Raw genomic sequence first — 17,225 nt, 5'->3', positions numbered from 1 at the left:
CAGGGGCGCCATGACGGGTCGGGTTCTTCAGGTGGTGCAGGGCACTCGTTGGCGACGGCGCGCGGGTGAGTACACCTCGATCGGGGCCGCGGTCGGTGCCGCGGCGGCGGGCGACTCGATCCTGGTCGCGCCCGGGACGTACCGCGAGGACGTGTCGATCGCCGTCCCGGTGACGGTGGTCGGCTCGGACGGTCCGGGGACGGTGGTGCTGACCGCAGCCGACGGCGTCGCGCTGACGATCACGTCGGATGCGGCCGTGCACGGTCTGGTCGTCGAGGGCGGCGCCGGCGTGTTGTCGCCGGCCATCGTGATCGAGGGCTGCGCGCCGATACTGGAGGAGTGCGTGGTCCGCGCCGCCTCGGTGGTCGGCGTGGAACTGCGCGCGGGAGCCGACCCGATGGTGCGCCGCTGCCGGGTGAGCAACCCGCAGGGGGTGGGCATCGGGGTGACCGGCCGCTCGCGCGGCACCTTCGAGGACTGCGAGATCGGCGACACCGGTCGCGAGGGCTTCGACGTGCGCGAGGGCAGCGCGCCGATCCTGCGTCGCGGGCGGGTGCGCGACGCGTCCGGGCACGGGCTGCGATTCACCGGCCCGGGGACCACCGGCAGCGTGCAGGAGTGCGAGATCCACGACGGCTCCGACGCGGAGCCCGCGGTGTTCGTCGGCGACCAGGCCTCGCCGCACCTGACCGGCCTGCACATCCACGACGTGGGCGGCGGCGGCATCTGCGTCGCGGGCGGCGCCGCGCCGATCATCGCCGACTCGCGGATCGAGCGGGTCGGCTGGGCGGGCATCTCGGTCGGCGGGCAGGGCAGCGCCGGATCGCTCTCGCGTACCGAGATCACCTCGGTCAAGGGCACCGGCGTCCAGGCCGACGACCTGGCCACGTTCTCGCTCGACGACTGCACGATCCGTGATGCCGAGGGCAACGGCGTATCGGTCGACCGCGGCGCCAACCTGACCCTGGTCGGTTGTCGGCTGCGCGACATGGGCCGCAACGGCGTCGACGTGCACGGCCACTCGGAGGTCACCCTCAGCGGCTGCACGATCCGCAGCTTCGGCCGCAACGGCCTCTCCCTCGCCGACCACGGCGCCCGCGCGTCCGCGATCGACTGCGAATTCCACGACTCCACGGGCGGCAAGCCGGCCGTGTGGGTGGCCGACGGTGCCGACGCCGCGCTGGGCGAGTGCCGCATCCACGACGTGCTGGACGGGGTCAAGGTGGCCGGCTCCGGCACCGGCCTGTCCATGCACGACTGCGAGATCCACGACGTGGACGAGACCGGCATCGGGATCGGCGCGGGCGCGGTGGTCTCGGTCAAGTCCTGCAAGGTCCGCAAGGCCACCACCGGCGTGTGGTTCATGGAGTCGGACTGCGGCGGCATCATCGCCGACTGCACGATCGAGGACACCACCGACGGCGTCTCGGTCACCGGCGCGGCCGGTCCCACCGTGCGCCGGGTCCGGGTGGACCGGGCGACCGGTGAGGGCATTCGGATCTCCGGCGGTGGGCGCGGCGACTTCGAGGACTGCGAGGTGCTGGGCGGGCGCGGCTACGGCGTCAACGTGCGCGAGGGCTGCCACCCGGTGTTCACCCGCTGCACCACGCGCGACAACGCCAAGGGCGGCTTCGAGTTCGCCGGCCCGGGCCCGGTGGCGGTCGAGTGCACGTCGCAGGGGGACGGGGCGAGCGGCGCCGAGACACCGGCCGCCGGCGGGATTCTGGGTACGCCGAGCCCGGTCGCGGCGGCCGGCGCGCAGCCGCAGGGCGTGGCCAGGCTCACCGCCACGCTGCCGATCCCGGGCGCGCGCGACGGCGTGGCCGCCGACGAACACATCGCCGAGACGTCCGGGCGCACCGTGGACGAATTGCTCGCCGAATTGGACGGCCTGGTCGGGCTGGCCGGCGTCAAGACCGAGGTGCGCAACCTGATCGACCTGATCTCGGTCGGCCGGCGGCGGGAGGAGGCCGGCCTCAAGGCGCCGACGCTGCGCCGGCACCTGGTCTTCACCGGCTCCCCGGGCACCGGCAAGACCACGGTGGCCCGGCTGTACGGCGAGATCGCGCAGGCGCTCGGCGTGTTGCGGATGGGCCACCTGGTCGAGGTCTCCCGGGTCGACCTGGTCGGCGAACACATCGGCTCGACCGCGCCGCGCACCAAGGAGGTCTTCGACCGGGCCCGCGGTGGCGTGCTGTTCATCGACGAGGCCTACAGCCTGGCTCCGCCGGATCCCTCGCGCGACTTCGGCCGGGAGGCGATCGACACACTGGTGAAGATGATGGAGGACCACCGCGACGACGTCGTGGTGATCGTGGCCGGCTACACCGACGAGATGGAACGCTTCCTGGGCGCCAACCCCGGCTTCGGGTCCCGGTTCTCACGCACCATCACCTTCCAGGACTACTCGGCCGACGAACTGGTCGAGATCACCCGCAAGCAGGTGAGCGAGCACGAGTACGTGCTCACCGACGACGCCTGCGACGCGCTGCTCGGCTACTTCCGCCGGCTTCCGCGCGGTGCCGCGTTCGGCAACGCGCGTGAGGCGCGACGTACGTTCGAGGCGATGATCGAGCGGCATGCGACCCGGTTGGCCCAACTGCCGGGCGCGGGCATGGAGGAGTTGCGCACATTGCATCCGGAGGATCTCCCCGAGTTGCGGTGAATCGGCCCGCGTGGGCGGGGTAACGGCCGATGAGTGCGGTCGTCCCGCGCCGCAGGGGGATGGTGCGCAAGGTTGTGGATGGTTTGCGACGGCGAAGGAGCCTCACGTGCCGGTCATGGGCATCGACATCGGCGGGACCGGGATCAAGGGCGCGCCGGTGGACACCGACGCGGGACGGCTGACCCACGAGCGGGTGCGGCTGCTCACGCCCGAACCGTCCGAGCCGCAGGCGGTGATCGGTGTGGTCCGCGAGGTGCTGGAGCAGTTCGCCGACACCGACGGGCCGGTCGGCATCACCTTCCCGGGCGTGGTCCGGGACGGCATCGTGCGCACCGCGGCGAACGTGGACAAGTCGTGGATCGACCTGGACGCCGACGCGCTGTTCACCGCGACGCTGGGCCGGCCGGTCTCGATGGTCAACGACGCGGACGCGGCCGGGGTGGCCGAGATGCGCTTCGGCGCGGGCGCGGGGCAGCGCGGCACGGTGCTGATGCTGACCTTCGGCACCGGCATCGGCAGCGCGCTGTTCGTGGACGGCAGGCTGGTGCCCAACACCGAGCTGGGCCACCTGGAGCTGGCCGGCCACGAGGCCGAGCACCGGGCCTCGGCGGTGGCCCGGGAGACGCACGAACTGTCCTGGGAGAAGTGGGCCGGGCGGGTACAGGACTACCTGCGGCACGTGGAGATGCTCTTCTCCCCGTCGTTGATCATCATCGGCGGCGGGATCAGCAAGAAGCCGGAGAAGTTCCTGCCGTACATCAAGGTCCGCGCCGACCTGGTGCCCGCGAAGCTGCACAACGACGCGGGCATCGTGGGCGCGGCGATGCTGGTGACCGGCGACTGACGACCGACGCCGAGGCCCTGCGCGCCGACGCGCTCAGAGCGGATCGCCGTGGGTCTGCTCGCCCGCCAGGAAGGTGGCGAGCACGTCGAGATCGGTGATCGCGCTCGGCGCGACCGTGTACGGGTCGGCGGACAGCACCACCAGGTCGGCGTACTTGCCCGGGGTGATCGAGCCCGTGATGTCGTCGGCGAAGAGCTGGTAGGCCGCGTCCAGGGTCTGCGCGCGGATCGCCTGGGCCACCGTCAGCCGCTCCTCGGGGGCGAGCACCCTGCCCCGGCGCGAGCGTCGGGTGGTGGCGACGGTGATGTTGTGCAGCGGGTTCTCCGGCGTGCTGGGCGGGTCGTTGTGCAGCGAGATCCGCATGCCGGCGGCCACCGCGGACCCGGCCGCCGCCCAGCGGGCGCCGTACTTGGGCCCGAACAACTCGTCGGTGAGCACCTCGCCCCAGAAGTAGACGTGGTCCATGAACACGCTCGCGGTCACCCCGAGGGCCGCCGCGCGGGTGAACTGGTCCGGGCGCATCGCGCCGACGTGCTCGATCCGCAGCCGGTGGTCCGGGCGCGGGTAGCGGGTGAGCACGCTCTCGTAGACGTCCAGGATCATGTCGATGGCGAGGTCGCCGTGTGCGTGGCAGGCGAGTTGCCAGCCGTGCGGGAAGTACGCCTCGACCACTTCGGCGAGTTGGTCCCACGTGTAGTTGGTGCTCGCGTGCGGGCGTTCGCCGCCGCCGAGTCGGCGGGTCAGCTCGGTGTCCAGGTACGGGAAGGACACCGCGATCGTGCCCGCCCAGGGTGAGCCGTCGACCCACACCTTGATGCCGTTCTGCCGGATCAGGTCGTCGCCGGCGTCGGGTCGGCCGGTGCTGCGCAGGGCGGCGGAAGCCGGTTCGTACAGGCGCAGTCGGGTGCTCGGCGCGGGTCTGCGGGCGGGGTCGAGCAGCGCGTCGCGCCACGGCGCCAGACAGGCCATCTCGCCGGCCATGGTCAGGCCGACGGCGCTCATCCCGGCCAGGGTGTCGGCCAGGCCGGGCGGCAGTACGTCGCGGCGGCCGGGGAGCGGTCCGGTGGGCGTGGTGATCTCGGCGATCGCCTCGATGCCGTAGGCCGAGCCGTCCGGCTCGCCGTGCGCGTCGCGCCCGTATCGGCCGCCGGGTGGGTCCGGGCTGTTCCGGTCGATGCCGTGTCGACGGCCGGATTCGCGGTTGTACCAGGCCAGATGTCCCGAGTGGTGCACCACCACCAGCGGGCGATCGGGGGCGAGTCGGTCCAGGAAGTCCTGGTCGGCGAGCGGCAGATCGGGAAACGAGAGCGGGTCCCAGCCGTACATCAGCTCGTGCCCGTTCGCGACGCCCGCCCGGATCGCGGCGAGCACGGCCTCGGCGGAGTCCATCGACGCGGCCCGGATGTCCGCAACGGATCCCTTGCCGAACAGCAGTGCCTCGGCCACCGCGTGGCCGTGCGCCTCGACGAATCCGGGGAGCACGCAGCGCTCGCCCAGCTCGACCACGCGGGTGGCGGGCCCGATCGGCATGTCGGCGGCGTCTCCGACCGCCAGGATGCGACCGGCGCCGATCGCCACGGCCTCGGCGCGGGGTCGGTCCTCGTCCACCGTGATCACGGTTCCGGTCAGGACCAGGTCGGCGCTCGGGGTGTCCTGGGCCATGGTGCGGCTGCTCCTGTCGGGACTTTCGGAACTTTCGAGATCCCGGGCGATCCTGGGGATGTGTGGGATCTGCGGGACCTGCGGGATCTGCGTGGGCTCGGCCGTGGTCGGTGCGCCGGGGTCGTGGGCCCGGAGGGGCGGGTGTGGCGCGTGGGGTCTACGGGGCGGATGGTGCCACCGATCGGGTACCCGGTCGATCCCGGCGCGAAGCACGCAGTATGCCGCCCAGCAGCTCGGCGATGTTCCACGCGTCGTCGATGCCTCGGTGGTGGGTGCCCTCCAGCGGGAGGCCGGCGTGCTCCAGGGCGGCGGCCATGCCGAGTTCGCGGTCCAGGCCGTGTGCGAGCGAGTACAGCGACTTGGCGTTGAGGTGGCGGGTGCCGAACGGGTACGGGACGCCCTCGGCGGCGCATTGGCGCTCGAACTGCTGCCGGTCGTACTCGCCCCAGCTCGCCCAGACGCGCTGGTGGGCCCTGAACTCGCCGCGCAACAGGGCGCATGCGTCGGCGAAGGTGTGGCCGGTCGCCACATCCGCCTGGGTCAGCGTGGTCAGCTCGGTGCAGAACGCGCCGACGGTGGAATGGGTGGGGCGAACCAGGATGCCGTGCCGGTCGACGCGCTCACCGGTGGCGATGTCGAGGGTGGCGAGGCCGATCTCGATGATCTCGTTGCGTTGCCCCTCCGGGGTCGGGCCGTCCCAGCAGGTCGCCTCGACATCGATCACCAGCAGCAGGTCCATCAGTCGTTTTGCCATGCCGGTCAGCACAACACCTCGGCGGGCGTGCTACCACTGGTTTTGTTCTGACGGTACGTCAGATGTTTGGTCCACCCGTCCACGGAGGAGTTCGAAATGGGTACGCACAAGACATCACCCGAGACCGGCGTCGTGATCACCGGCGGTGCCTCGGGCATCGGGCGGGCCACCGCGCGGGCGCTGGCGGCGACCGGCCGACCCGTCGCGCTGTGGGACATCGCGGCGGGCCCGGTCGAGGAGGCGGCCAAGGAGATCGAGGCCGAGCACGGGGTGCCGGCGCTCGGTCTGGCCCTGGACGTCACCGACACCGAGGCCCACCCTGCCGCGATCCACGCCTCGGCCGAGGCGCTGGGCACGATCGGCGGCTTCGTGCACGCGGCGGGCATCGTCGACTCGACCCCGATCACCGAGGTCACCGCGGAGAACTGGGACCGCGTCCTGGACGTCAACCTGCGCTCGTTCGCGCTGCTGGTCCAAGCCCTGACCCCGCACCTGCGCGAACACGCCGGGTCCGCGATCGTGGGCATCGCCTCGCTGAACGCGATCGTCGGCAACGCGCTCAACCCGTCCTACTGCGCATCCAAGTCGGGCATGCTCGGCCTGAACCGCTCGATCGCCGCCAAGCTCGCCGAGTACCACATCCGCAGCAACGTGGTCTGCCCCGGCTACATCGAGACCCCGATGCTCGCCCGCTCCTTCGCCCGGCCCGGCACCCGGGAGCGGATGGAGAACAGCTCCCCGCTGCGCAGGCTGGGCCGCCCGGAGGAAATCGCCGGCGCCGTCCGCTTCCTGCTCAGCGACGAGGCCTCCTTCGTGACGGGCACCCACCTGATGGTCGACGGAGGTATGACGGAGACGGTCTGAGCCCATGCCTCCCGGCGGTCGCGGCGCCTCCTCAAGGCCCCGGGACCGCCGGGAGGTGTAGCTCGGACGGGTGAGCCGAGGAGCGACGAGCCGACGTGGGCAGGTGGCGCTGCCAGAATTACGGTGAACCGGCGAGGGAGCCGACGTCCTCGGGAGCGCGCACATGCGTGCCGTTTTCGATCACGAGTGGACCGCCGGAGACGTGTTCGCGGTTCAGGAGAGTTCGCTTGTGCGCATCGAGCTCCTCGATGGTATCCCGTTGTTGTCACCGTTGCCGGGTCGTGGACCCCAAGACCCTGACCGTCGAGACCTACACGCTCGCCGGCGACACGTACGCGGCATCCGGCTCTGCCTAGCCGGGCTCCGTGACCACGCTGCCGGCGTTCGCGCCGATCGTGCTCGACCCGGGCACGTTGCTGCGGATGCGGTGACGGGGCGCCCATCAGGGCTTCGGTTCGAGTCCGCCTACTTCGGGTGGAGTTCCACCATCGTGACCTCCGGGGGTGCGCCGATGCGGACCGGTGGGCCCCAGAAGCCGGCGCCTCTGGTGATGTAGAGCATCGTGTCGTCGACCCTGTGCAGGCCGGCGACGGCCGGCTGGTCGAGCTTGACCAGGAGTTGGACCGGGAACATCTGGCCGCCGTGGGTGTGGCCGGAGAGTTGCACGTCGACGTCGTACTTGGCGGCGTCGTCCACCTGGACCGGCTGGTGGGCGAGCAGCACCACCGGGCGGGACGGGTCGCGATTGCCCAGTGCCTTGGCGAAGTTCGGGCCGTCGTGGTGGGACTTGCCGGTGACGTCGTTGACCCCGGCCAGGTCGAAGGCGGCGCCGCCCCGGGCGATCTCCAGCCGATCGTTGGCCAGCGTGCGTACGTTCAACTCGGCGAGTTCGGCGACCCAGTCCGCCGCACCGGACATGTAGTCGTGGTTGCCGGTGACGAAGAAGCTGCCGTATCGGCTGGTCAGCCGCCGCAACGGCGCGGCGTCGCCGCCCAGTTGCCCGGCCGTGCCGTCGGCCAGGTCGCCGACGATGGCGACCAGGTCCGGATTGGTCCGGTTGATCGTCTCCACCACCCGCGTGGTGTGTGCGCGCCCGAGCAGCGGACCCAGGTGGATGTCGCCGACCACCGCGATCCGGAACCCGGCCAGCCGCGGATCCAGCCGCGCGACCGGTATGCGCACCCGCACCGTGCGCGGTGCGCCCAGGGCCCGGGTCATCCCATAGCCGACGGTGCCCAGCGAGGTGCCCGCCGCCAACAGCGCGACCGACCGGCTCAGCACCAGGCGGCGATCCGGCCCCAGGGGCGTGCCCGGGGCGGCGGCCTGCGGTGCGGGAGCCGGTGGGGCGGGCTCCCCGCCGTCCGGATCCGGCCCGTCCGCGCCGACGGGCACCGCGACCGGCAGTTCGGCCGACAGCTCGGCCGACACCGGCTCGGCCGTCGCGCGCCGCCGCAGCGCCCGCAGCGCGAGCACCCGGGGCACCTCCAGCACTCCGAGCGCGAGCACGACGTACAACAGCAGGGCCATCCAGACGAAGCCCGGCCACGCGATCCACTCCGTGCCGCGCGGGCCGAACGCCTTGGGCAGGACCAGCGCACCCACCATCGACAGCCCGAGGGCGATCACCGCGCCCGCGCCGATCCGCCGCACGAGCCCCGACCGGGTGGTGTCGCGCACCAGCCGCCGCCACACGTAGAGGTGCACGCCGACCAGCAGCGCGAGCACGGCCACGGCCGCGACGATCACCAGGACAACGGTCAAGGCAGGACTCCCGGGTGAATGGATGTTTCCCAGGAAGCGTGTCACGCCCGCGTCGGCACCGGCATCCGGCTCGCGGAGTATCCGAGCCTGCTCCCGTGGGCGCAATGCGGCGCCGTTCGCCGTATTCGGTGTCGAACTCGCCGACGACGCGGTTCGCCTCGCCGACCTCGAACCCGCCCGCTGCCCCACCATCGCCGTGCTCGGCCACGAGAGCGACGGCATCCCGTCCGAGGCGTTCCCCCACCTCGACGAGATGGTGGAGATCCCGATGATCGGCACCGGCACGAGTCTCGATGTCGCGGTGGCCGGGTCCCTGGTCGCGTACAAGCTCGCGGGTCTGCTCCGACGGCGGGTCCTATGCTCGGTGCCATGGTGCGTGTACGAACGTCGCTGGGCGGCCTGATCGGCGAGGAGTCGGACGGTGTTCGGATCTTTCGGGGGGTGCCCTTCGCCGCGCCGCCGCTGGGACCGGCCCGGTTTCGGCCGGCCGGGCCGCCCGCGGCCTGGGACGTGGATCGGGACGCACGCGAGTTCGCCCGCGCGGCGCCGCAGCCGATGGGTCAGTACGGGGCCGCCCCGGTGGCCGTCGACGAGGACTGCCTGTACCTGAACATCCACGCGCCCGCCCAACCCGGCCCGCATCCGGTGCTCGTGTGGGTGCACGGCGGCGGATACACCGGCGGCGCGTCGTTCGAGGGCGTCTACGACGGCAGCGGGTTCGCCCGGCGCGGCGTGGTGGTGGTCACGCTCGCCTACCGGCTCGGCGTACTGGGGCTGTTGCACCTGCGGCACCTGTTGGGCGACGAGTACGCCGCCTCCTCGGCCAATGCGCTCCTGGACGTGGTGCAAGGGCTGCGCTGGGTGCGCGAGCACATCGGCGCGTTCGGCGGGGATCCCCGCCGGGTCACCCTCGGCGGAGTCTCGGCCGGGGCCAAGCTCACCGCCAATCTGCTCGCGCTGCCCGCCGCGCGCGGGCTCTTCCGGCGGGCGATCGTGCAGAGCGGCGGGGCGCAGACGTTGCGCAGCGTGCCCGAGGCCGAGCAGGCCACCGGTGACGTGCTGGCCGCGCTCGGGATCACCCCGGACCGGGCCGCGGAGCTGATCGAGGTGCCCGTGGCCGACCTGCTCGATGCACAGGCCGAGGCGATCGGGCGCGGCACGGCGCGGTTCGTGTTCCGGCCGGTGGTCGACCCGGCCGGGCCGCTGCCGGTGGCCCCGCTGCGGGCGATCCGGGGCGACGTGCCGATCCTGCTCGGGTCCAACCAGGACGAGGAGCAGATGTTCGTGGTCACGGAGGGCACGGCCGCACGCGAGCCGGTACCCGCCGACCTGGCCAACCTGCGCCGTCCGGACGCGCTGGCCGACCTGGTGCGCACGTACGCGGAGCTCTACCCGGAGCTGAACGGGCGCTCGCGGCGGATCCGGCTGCTCACCGCCGAGTCCTACGGGATACCGACCGTCCGGCTCGCCGAGGCGCAGCTCGCGGCCGGCGGCACGGCCTACATGTACCGCTTCCGCTGGGCGCCCAGGGCGCATCCGCAACGACTCGGGTCGCCGCACGCGATCGACATCCCGTTCGTGTTCGGCACGCTCGACACGCCGCTCGGCCGCTGGCTGACCGGGGGTGTGCCGCCCGCGGCACAGGAGTTGTCCGACCGGATCCAGCAGGCGTGGGCCGCGTTCGTCCGGGGCGGGCCTCCGGTGGCCGACGGGCTGCCGGAGTGGCCCCGGTACGACCCGATCGAGCGGCACACGATGCTGCTCGACGTGCCGGCGACGGTGGTCGGGGATCCGGATCGGGAGGAGCGGCGGGTGTGGGACCACGCGATGTGAGCCCGGTCGGGACGGCCGCGCTCGCCGACCTGATGCCGTGGGGGACGAGCGGGATCGGCACGGGACGGACGTGGGTGTACGCGCCCGAACGGGAGACGCTGCGTCGGCGCTGGGCCCGGTTGGCCGCCGCCGAGGACCGGAACGCCCTGTTGCAGCCGACCCGTTCGCGGAACGAGACGTCCCGGCCCGCGCCGTTGCCCGGGTGTGACGCGCCGGCCGGGCCGCTGGCGCGTGAGGTCGGTGCGACGCCTCGGCTGGTGCGGGTCGCCCGGCGGCCGTTCGATCGGCAGTGGTTGGTCGCCGACCACCGTGTGGTGGACTTCGCCCGGCCCGAGTTGTGGCGGGTGCGCGGGGATCGGCAGGTCTACCTGACGCAGCGTCAAGCGGGGGATCCGTGGCCGCTGTTGTGCAGTGCCCTGCTGCCGGACGCGGCCCACCACGGCGGTCGCGGCGGGCGGGTCGCGCCGCTGTATCGGGACCCGGCGGGCCGAGAGCCCAACCTGGCGCCCGGACTGGTCGAACTGCTCGCGGCCCGGCTCGCCGTCCCGGTCGCGGCCGAGGACCTGTTCGCCTGGATCGTGGCGGTGACGGTGGACCCGGCGCGGGTGCCGCTGACCGCCGACCCGCGACTGTGGGCGGCGGGCGTCGAGCTCGGCCGTCGACTGATCGCCCTGTACACGTTCGGCGCGCGGTTCGGCCGCCCCGGCGAGGGCAAACCCCGACTGCCGGGCGGCCGGCGCCCGTTCGTTCGCGAACCGGTGCCGGCCCGGCCGATCGGCGCGACCTACGACGAGGAGAGCCGTTCGCTGCTGCTGGGCACCGGCCGGATCGGGCCCGTCCCGCGCGAGGTGTGGGACCTGGGCATCCTCGAACCGTGGATCGCGGCCCGCACCGAGCCCCCGGGCGAGGGCCTGGAACGCGTCCGCGAGCGCACCTGGTCGAGCGATCTGACCAGCGAACTGATCGACCTGCTGCACGTGTTGGGCCTGCTCGCCGACCTGGCCGAGGAGCAGGCCACGCTCCGCACCCGGGCCGCCGAAGCCCCCACCCTCGACCCCTGCGCCCTGCTCCCGCCCGCCCCCGCGACCCGCCGCCCACCGACGGTCCTCGACATCACCGAGGAGGGCCCGGGCGGCCAGGCCGTCCTGGTCTGACCACCCGGCGGGTTCAGCGAAAGAAGATCGACGTGTCGAGGACGGCGTCGAAGGGGTCGGGCACGGGAATGCGGCCACCGAAGGGGACGGTGTGCCGCTCCTGGTACTTGCCGTCCGAAGGGGATGCGAAGAGGGTGACTTCCTGTCGGAGCGGGTCGATCAACAGGTAGAGCGGGATCGGCCCGGAGGCGTAGCCGAATGGCTTGACCTCACGGTCGTCGTGTTGACTTTCGCGACCGGCGGAGACGACCTCGACGACGAGATGGACGACGTCGGCGGGAAGCTTCCAGTCATCGAAGTCCCAGTTTGCGTCTTCGTCGAAGACAACCATGTCGGGGACGTATCCGTCACCACCGATGCCGGGAAGCATGATGGTGACGGGGGACATCGGAACGTCCATGCCTTCGGGAAGGTTCGGTTCCAGGAACCTCGAGAACAGTCGGCGCAGCAGCCCGCCATGTCCGCTGACAGGAGTGGGTGACATCACGATGCGGCCTCCGATCAGCTCCACCTGGACGGTTTCCGGTGCCTCTATCGACTCGAAGAGGGCAGCGATAACGGAGTCGGTGGACTGGGGGCCGTTGCCCATCTCGATGCCTCCTGTGGATGCCTGCGAACGCTTACCACCCTACCGAGGCACGAGAATCACTTTCCCGATATGTGACAAACCGGGAAGGTGTTCCGTTGTGTGGTGGTGCCGGGCTCAGATCGGACGCGGGGTGTTCAGTTCCCTGGCGTTTCCGCCCATGATCATGGCTTTGGTGCCTTCGTCGAAGGGCTCGAGTTCGCTTTCGTAGTCCCTCGGGTCGGGGAGACCCTCGATGTGCGGCCAGTCGGAGCCGAAGACGACGCGACCGGGGCCCATCAGGTCGACCACCTCGGTGAGGTCGTCCTCCCAGAACGGGTTGATCCAGACGTGCCGCCTGAAGGTCTCCACCGGGTCCTCGGGAAACAGACCGGGGATCTTGCGGCCGACCGACCGCAGCTTGCGGAAGAGATCGCCGAGGAACTCGGAGCCGTTCTCCACCGAGACCACGCGCACGTTCGGGAAGCGCTGGAACAGGCGATCCAGGATCAGCGACGCGAGGAAGTCGAAGATCGGCCGCTCCATCGTCCACAGCATGGTCACCGACGGACCGCCTCCCCCCTTGAAGTCGGTGCGCAGGCCCTGTTTGCGGCTGTATCCGTTGGCCGAGTAGCCACTGTCGCCCGCGTGCACGATCACCGGCACGCCGGCCTCGTTCACCCGGGCCCAGAACGGGTCGAAGACCGGGTGCCCGGGTGGGTACGGGCCGTCCGCCGTGTTCGGCGCGGCCGGGCGCATGCACACGATCCGGGCGCCGCCCGCCAGCGCGCGATCCAGGTCGGCGAGGGCGGTTTGCGGGTCGGCGAGCGCGATGTAGGGCGCGGCGAAGATCCGGTCCCGGTAGGCGTACCCCCAGTCCTCCTCCAGCCAGCGGTTGAACGACGAGTACAACTGCCCGACCGCCGCCGGATCGTGCGCGAGCGCCGCCTCGTAGACCATCCCCAGCGTCGGGAACAGCCAGATCCCGTCCAGCCCCTGACTGTCCATCACCGCCAGCCGGGCGTCCCGGTCGCGGTATTCGGGGCGGATCGGCTCGCGCTCGCGCAGGTACTCCAGCGGGTTGCGCCCGGAGGGGTTGCCCCGGAAGTACTCGGCCATCGCGCCGGCCTTGGCGATCGGGTCGAAGGTCGGGTTGACCACGGCGTGGTTCACCGTGCCGCCGATCACGTGGTACTTGCGGCCGTTGATCTCGCACCACTGGATGACCTGTTCGCCCAGCCTCGGATCCAGGTGTCGGGTGAAGGCGTCGATGGCCTCGTAGTAGTGGTTGTCGGCGTCGAAGACGCGCATGGCGAAGACCCCCTCGGAGCGGCACGAATCCGGACGCGGTCCGGACGCGGTTCCGGATCGGGGTTCGGCTCCGGCTCCGGTCCCGGTGTCCCGGGATTGTCGCTCGAATCGTGACGCCGTTACAAGGTAAGGAAGGCTGTCTTTTTTTGGGATGTCGATCAGTTCGCCGTCCGGTGCTCCCGCGCGGTTCGGCACCGAAGCTGCGCCGGTGTCGCGGTGCGGGACTTCCCGTGTGGGTGATGGCTGCTGGGCCGAACGAGGGAACGGTTCGCGCGGCGAAGGTCGGGGACGGGCCCGGCGACCTAGCGTGGTCGGGTGAGCAGACACGGAAACCGTCGGGCGGCGTCGCTGGTGGTCGCGCTCGGCGTGACCGTGCTCGGCGCGGCCGCGGTCCCGGTCGGGGCCGCGGTGCCGCTCACCGGATCCTCGCCCGCGGTCGGCCGCAGTTCGGCCGAGGCGCTTCGCCGGCCGATCCCGCCCCCGTTGCCGTCGCTGTCACCGTTGCCGTCGAGCCGGCCGCTCCGGCCGGGCGTGCGGCTGCCCGGGATGGACGCGATCCCCGCGGAGCCCTGTCCCGACCCGAGGCTTTCGAGCGCGACGGATCGGGACGAGGCGGACTTCACCTCGCTCCTGCACGACCGCACCCGCACCCTCGGCGGCGCTCCGAGCCGGCCGGACTGCCCCGGCCTGCCGGATGCCGCCCGCAGCGCCGAGCCGGGCGCCGCGCCGGCGGTGTCGCCCGGCGCCCCGACCCGGCCCGAGGCCGATCGAGCCGGAGCCGGACCGCATCGACGGCGGGCGGACGGTCGCGCGCCGTCGGTCCCCGGCAAACTCCCGCGTCGGCCCGGCTCTCCCGGCCCGCGCGACGCCGTGGCCAAGGACCGCGGCGCCGCCGCCAAGCGGGCGGTCCACGACGGGCCCGCCGTGATCGCCCGCCGAGCCATCACCGACCACGTCGCGAACACCGGCTCGGCCCCGCTGCTGCCGCTGAGCCTGGCGGCGGGCGCCCTACTGCTCGTCGGCGGCCTGACCCGCGCCGCCGGCCGCCGCGACCGCCGCTGAGGCGAGCGCTCGCCGCTCCCGAGCGCACGGCCCCGTCCGTTGGGTTGCGCGGCGAAGCGGCTCGTGTGCCCCTCCGCTCACCGTGCCTCGCAGCGCCGCGTCCCGGCCCCGTCCGGCCGCGACCCGCCCCGCTCGCGCGTCCCCTACCGCTCCAGGCACCCCCGTACCGCGTCGATCAGGCCGAGTGCCCGTACGTCCGTATGTAGGGGGGACTGGCCGTTCGTCACGTATGCGAAGGCCAGCCCCGATGCCGGGTCGGCGAAGGCCAACGGGCCGCCGCTGCCCGGGTGGCCGAATGCGGCGGAGTCGGTGGAGACGGCGAAGAACGCGGTCTCCGGCTTCATGAACCCGAGGCTGAACGCGGTGTGTTCACCCAGGATCCGATCCGGACCCTCGACCACCGTGCGGGTCACCTCGGTGACGGTCGCGGGCGAGAGCAATCGCACACCGTCCAGCGTGCCGCCCCCGGCGAGCATCGCGTACACCCGGGCCAGCGCCCGGGCGTTGGTGACACCGAGCCCGGAGGGCACCTCCCACGTGAGTACGTCCGGGTCGTGATCCGCGCCGGGAGCGGCGAGTTCGGGCAGTGCGAGCATCGCCCGTCCGAGGTCGGAGTCCAGGTCGAGCAGCGCGGGATCCGTCGGTGCGAGAGTGGTCAGGTGCGCGAGCCTGGGCACCACGGTCGCGGGCAGGCCGATGTGCGCGTCCACGCCGAGCGGTCCGGCCACCTCCTCGGCCAGGAACGTGCCCACCGTGCGACCGTCCACCCGGCGGATCAGCTCGCTCGCGTAGAAGCCCCAGGTCACCGCGTGATAGCCGTGCGCCGAACCGGGTTCCCATACGGGCCGCTGGGCGGCCAACGCATCCGCCAGCGCGTCCGGAACGGCCACCTGGGCGAGTGTGATCGGCTCGTCCAGGAACGGCAACCCGGCCTGATGCGAGAGCAGTTGGGCCACCGTCACGTCGCGCTTGCCGGCCGCCGCGAACTCCGGCCAGTAGCGGCACACCGGCAGCGCGGGATCGAGCAGCCCCCGGTCGATCAGCACCGCCAGGCAGGTCGCCACCAGGCCCTTGGTGACCGACCAGACCACCTGTACGGTGTCCGGCTCCCAACTGCGCCCCGCGTCCGGTTCGGCCAATCCGCCCCACAGGTCCACCACGGGCGCCCCGTGCAGGTGGACCGCCAGCGCGGCGCCCACCTCGCCGCGGAGCGCGAAGTTCTCCTCGAACGCGGCCTGTACGGGCGCGAATCCGGGCGCGACGAAACCGTCGACGTGCATCGTGTGGTCCTTTCGCGAGCGCTCGAAGTACCCCACCCCCGCCGGCGTGGCCGGCGGCCTTCGCCTCGTCAGTTCCGGGGGGTGACGCCTTCCAGTACGAGCGCCGTGAATTGGGCTTCCAATTCGGGCAGAGTGCGGTCGACGCCGGACTTCCAGCCGGCGGTCAGCCACAGCGGATAGGCGAGATAGCGGTAGACCAGCTCCGGGTCCAGATCGGCGCGGAACTCCCCGGACTCGATCCCCTCTCGGAGGGTGTTCAGCCACAGGTCGCGGACGCGCATACCGTCCATCGCCAGATGCGCGAAGCGCGGCAGCGTGGCCAGGTACGCGTAGTCCCGGACGTACATCGTCGCCGCGTCGGGGTGGTGCTCGATGGTGCGGAACGCGGCATGCACGAGCCCGCGCAGCCGGTCGCTCGACGTCTGCGCATCGGCGAACGCCTCGTCGTACCAGGTGGACAGGTCGCGCATCGCGGCGGTGAGGATCTCGTCGACCAAGTCCTCTTTGGAACCGAACCAGTGGTAGATGCTGCCCGCGAGGATGCCCGACGCGTCGGCGATCTCACGGACCGTCGACGCGACAACGCCCTTGCGGGCGAACAGCGTTGCGGCCTCGGACAGGATCACCTCCCGGCGCGGAAGTGCTTCGGGTTCCGTCTTCCTGCGTGCCATGAGCGCCCGTTCTCGGTCCGGCGGGTGGATGAGGCTGCCTTGGTGCTGTGCAGCCTAACCGCAGGTGGAGCGGTTGCCGTTGATCTGTGGGGGATTGCCTTCAGGGAGAACCTAAGGAAGAACCTGACTGCCTATCTAACATTTGTTAGATTGTGCTGAACCTTCTACGCCAGTTCCCGAAGCGCTGTCAAGTCCCTTGCCGGCGAAGGTGGTTGCGGTCTAGCTTGAGCCGCATCCGGGACTCCGTGGGGGATGGCCGGGCGGGGAGACGACGCGAGAGGCGTTGGCTCCCATGGCTCGTTGGACGACACACACGGCGCATGCCGTGCGCACGACATGCACCGCGAGAGCAGGGCGAACCAGTCGGCGACCCGTCGGGGGCGATCCCCGTACGGGCGGCTCGATCCGGTCCGCCCGCATCGCGCCGTCGATCGGCGCCCGCGGCAGCGCATCGGCCGAACTCCCGGCGTCCGTACCCGGCGTGTCCTGAATCATGGCCCGCCTCGTCGCGCCGCTTGCCGCCGTCGCCCACCCGGCGATCGGCTGCCCGGTCACCGGTCCGGGGGAACTCCCGTGGACCGGCCACCGGTTGCGTGACACCCCGGGGATGTTGACGCGTCCGGTTCCGATTCCCGTGTTCGTGGTGCGCCCGCAGGGGCTGTTCCCGACTCGGGCGACCGGATCGGGCGGGACGAGATGAACCAAACCGGTACAGAAATCGTGTCGTGGCCGGGAGGTGACGCCGGGTCAGGAGGGGAGTCGGCGTCCGACCGGGGCGCGGGGGCCGCCCCGGATACAT

The 17,225-nt window shown here is 72.0% G+C and carries 14 protein-coding genes; 7 read left to right on the top strand and 7 right to left on the bottom strand.

The annotated features are described in order from the left end of the window. The first annotated feature begins 10 nt into the window (after positions 1–10). Together ACFZBU_RS10020 and ppgK are read left to right on the top strand one after the other, a co-directional pair. Positions 11–2,665 carry a right-handed parallel beta-helix repeat-containing protein gene (locus ACFZBU_RS10020; protein ID WP_391582978.1) on the top strand — a complete coding sequence of 885 codons (2,655 nt, stop codon included), beginning with the start codon at positions 11–13 and terminating at the stop codon, positions 2,663–2,665. A 115-nt stretch (positions 2,666–2,780) separates the two neighbouring features. Continuing rightward, a complete protein-coding gene (ppgK, locus tag ACFZBU_RS10015) occupies positions 2,781–3,509 on the top strand; it encodes a polyphosphate--glucose phosphotransferase (RefSeq protein WP_391583088.1) in 729 nt (242 codons plus the stop codon). Between the two features lie 33 nt (positions 3,510–3,542). Here ppgK and ACFZBU_RS10010 read toward each other — a convergent pair whose 3' ends face one another. Then, entirely contained in the window at positions 3,543–5,171 is a 1,629-nt protein-coding gene (locus ACFZBU_RS10010; RefSeq protein WP_391582977.1) for an amidohydrolase, read from the bottom strand. 157 nt (positions 5,172–5,328) lie between these two features. Further along, positions 5,329–5,925: an exonuclease domain-containing protein gene (locus ACFZBU_RS10005; RefSeq protein WP_391582976.1), complete on the bottom strand. Its 597-nt coding sequence runs from the start codon at positions 5,923–5,925 to the stop codon at positions 5,329–5,331. A gap of 96 nt (positions 5,926–6,021) precedes the next feature. On the opposite strand from ACFZBU_RS10005, the gene ACFZBU_RS10000 reads away from it, so the two are divergent. Next, positions 6,022–6,789 (top strand): SDR family NAD(P)-dependent oxidoreductase, encoded by a 768-nt coding sequence (locus ACFZBU_RS10000; protein ID WP_391582975.1) that lies wholly within the window; start codon positions 6,022–6,024, stop codon positions 6,787–6,789. 465 nt (positions 6,790–7,254) lie between these two features. Here the strand turns inward: ACFZBU_RS10000 and ACFZBU_RS09995 are convergent, their stop codons facing one another. Next, positions 7,255–8,550, bottom strand: coding sequence for a metallophosphoesterase (locus tag ACFZBU_RS09995; protein WP_391582974.1), 1,296 nt, complete (start codon positions 8,548–8,550; stop codon positions 7,255–7,257). A gap of 22 nt (positions 8,551–8,572) precedes the next feature. Between ACFZBU_RS09995 and ACFZBU_RS09990 the strand changes: the two genes are divergently transcribed. Genes ACFZBU_RS09990 through ACFZBU_RS09980 form a run of 3 tightly spaced genes read left to right on the top strand, consistent with a single transcriptional unit; the run spans position 8,573 to position 11,537 of the window. Next, a complete protein-coding gene (locus ACFZBU_RS09990) occupies positions 8,573–8,953 on the top strand; it encodes a TrmH family RNA methyltransferase (RefSeq protein WP_391582973.1) in 381 nt (126 codons plus the stop codon). Beyond that, entirely contained in the window at positions 8,920–10,383 is a 1,464-nt protein-coding gene (locus ACFZBU_RS09985; protein WP_391582972.1) for a carboxylesterase/lipase family protein, read from the top strand. Before ACFZBU_RS09990 ends, ACFZBU_RS09985 begins: the two co-directional genes overlap by 34 nt. Next, a complete protein-coding gene (locus ACFZBU_RS09980; protein ID WP_391582971.1) occupies positions 10,365–11,537 on the top strand; it encodes a type ISP restriction/modification enzyme in 1,173 nt (390 codons plus the stop codon). The genes ACFZBU_RS09985 and ACFZBU_RS09980 overlap by 19 nt, the downstream gene beginning before the upstream one ends. Before the next feature lie 13 nt (positions 11,538–11,550). Here the strand turns inward: ACFZBU_RS09980 and ACFZBU_RS09975 are convergent, their stop codons facing one another. Both ACFZBU_RS09975 and ACFZBU_RS09970 read right to left on the bottom strand, forming a co-directional pair. Next, positions 11,551–12,126, bottom strand: a complete 576-nt coding sequence (locus ACFZBU_RS09975; protein ID WP_391582970.1) for a Uma2 family endonuclease — start codon at positions 12,124–12,126, stop codon at positions 11,551–11,553. Positions 12,127–12,240: 114 nt separating this feature from the next. Beyond that, a complete protein-coding gene (locus ACFZBU_RS09970) occupies positions 12,241–13,413 on the bottom strand; it encodes an amidohydrolase family protein (RefSeq protein ID WP_391582969.1) in 1,173 nt (390 codons plus the stop codon). A 315-nt stretch (positions 13,414–13,728) separates the two neighbouring features. Here ACFZBU_RS09970 and ACFZBU_RS09965 point away from each other — a divergent pair, with 315 nt between their 5' ends. After that, positions 13,729–14,475 (top strand): hypothetical protein, encoded by a 747-nt coding sequence (locus ACFZBU_RS09965; protein ID WP_391582968.1) that lies wholly within the window; start codon positions 13,729–13,731, stop codon positions 14,473–14,475. 143 nt (positions 14,476–14,618) lie between these two features. On the opposite strand, the gene ACFZBU_RS09960 is transcribed toward ACFZBU_RS09965, so the two are convergent. Further along, the gene (locus tag ACFZBU_RS09960; RefSeq protein WP_391582967.1) at positions 14,619–15,755 is read right to left on the bottom strand and encodes a serine hydrolase domain-containing protein; all 1,137 of its coding nucleotides are present in this window, start codon (positions 15,753–15,755) and stop codon (positions 14,619–14,621) included. 68 nt (positions 15,756–15,823) lie between these two features. After that, positions 15,824–16,426 carry a TetR/AcrR family transcriptional regulator gene (locus ACFZBU_RS09955; protein WP_391582966.1) on the bottom strand — a complete coding sequence of 201 codons (603 nt, stop codon included), beginning with the start codon at positions 16,424–16,426 and terminating at the stop codon, positions 15,824–15,826. Positions 16,427–17,225: the final 799 nt, after the last annotated feature.

This window comes from Embleya sp. NPDC008237, from assembly GCF_042956465.1.
Taxonomy (GTDB): Bacteria; Actinomycetota; Actinomycetes; order Streptomycetales; family Streptomycetaceae; genus Embleya.
This window is presented reverse-complemented; position numbering and strand designations above follow the sequence as displayed.

Coding starts and splice junctions, on each gene's coding strand:
- ACFZBU_RS10010 (WP_391582977.1), bottom strand. CDS start 5,171: ATGGCCCAGGACACCCCGAGCGCCGACCTGGTCCTGACCGGAACCGTG.
- ACFZBU_RS09960 (WP_391582967.1), bottom strand. CDS start 15,755: ATGCACGTCGACGGTTTCGTCGCGCCCGGATTCGCGCCCGTACAGGCC.
- ACFZBU_RS09990 (WP_391582973.1), top strand. CDS start 8,573: ATGTTTCCCAGGAAGCGTGTCACGCCCGCGTCGGCACCGGCATCCGGC.
- ppgK (WP_391583088.1), top strand. CDS start 2,781: ATGGGCATCGACATCGGCGGGACCGGGATCAAGGGCGCGCCGGTGGAC.
- ACFZBU_RS09970 (WP_391582969.1), bottom strand. CDS start 13,413: ATGCGCGTCTTCGACGCCGACAACCACTACTACGAGGCCATCGACGCC.
- ACFZBU_RS10000 (WP_391582975.1), top strand. CDS start 6,022: ATGGGTACGCACAAGACATCACCCGAGACCGGCGTCGTGATCACCGGC.
- ACFZBU_RS09985 (WP_391582972.1), top strand. CDS start 8,920: ATGGTGCGTGTACGAACGTCGCTGGGCGGCCTGATCGGCGAGGAGTCG.
- ACFZBU_RS10020 (WP_391582978.1), top strand. CDS start 11: ATGACGGGTCGGGTTCTTCAGGTGGTGCAGGGCACTCGTTGGCGACGG.
- ACFZBU_RS09955 (WP_391582966.1), bottom strand. CDS start 16,426: ATGGCACGCAGGAAGACGGAACCCGAAGCACTTCCGCGCCGGGAGGTG.
- ACFZBU_RS09975 (WP_391582970.1), bottom strand. CDS start 12,126: ATGGGCAACGGCCCCCAGTCCACCGACTCCGTTATCGCTGCCCTCTTC.
- ACFZBU_RS10005 (WP_391582976.1), bottom strand. CDS start 5,925: ATGGCAAAACGACTGATGGACCTGCTGCTGGTGATCGATGTCGAGGCG.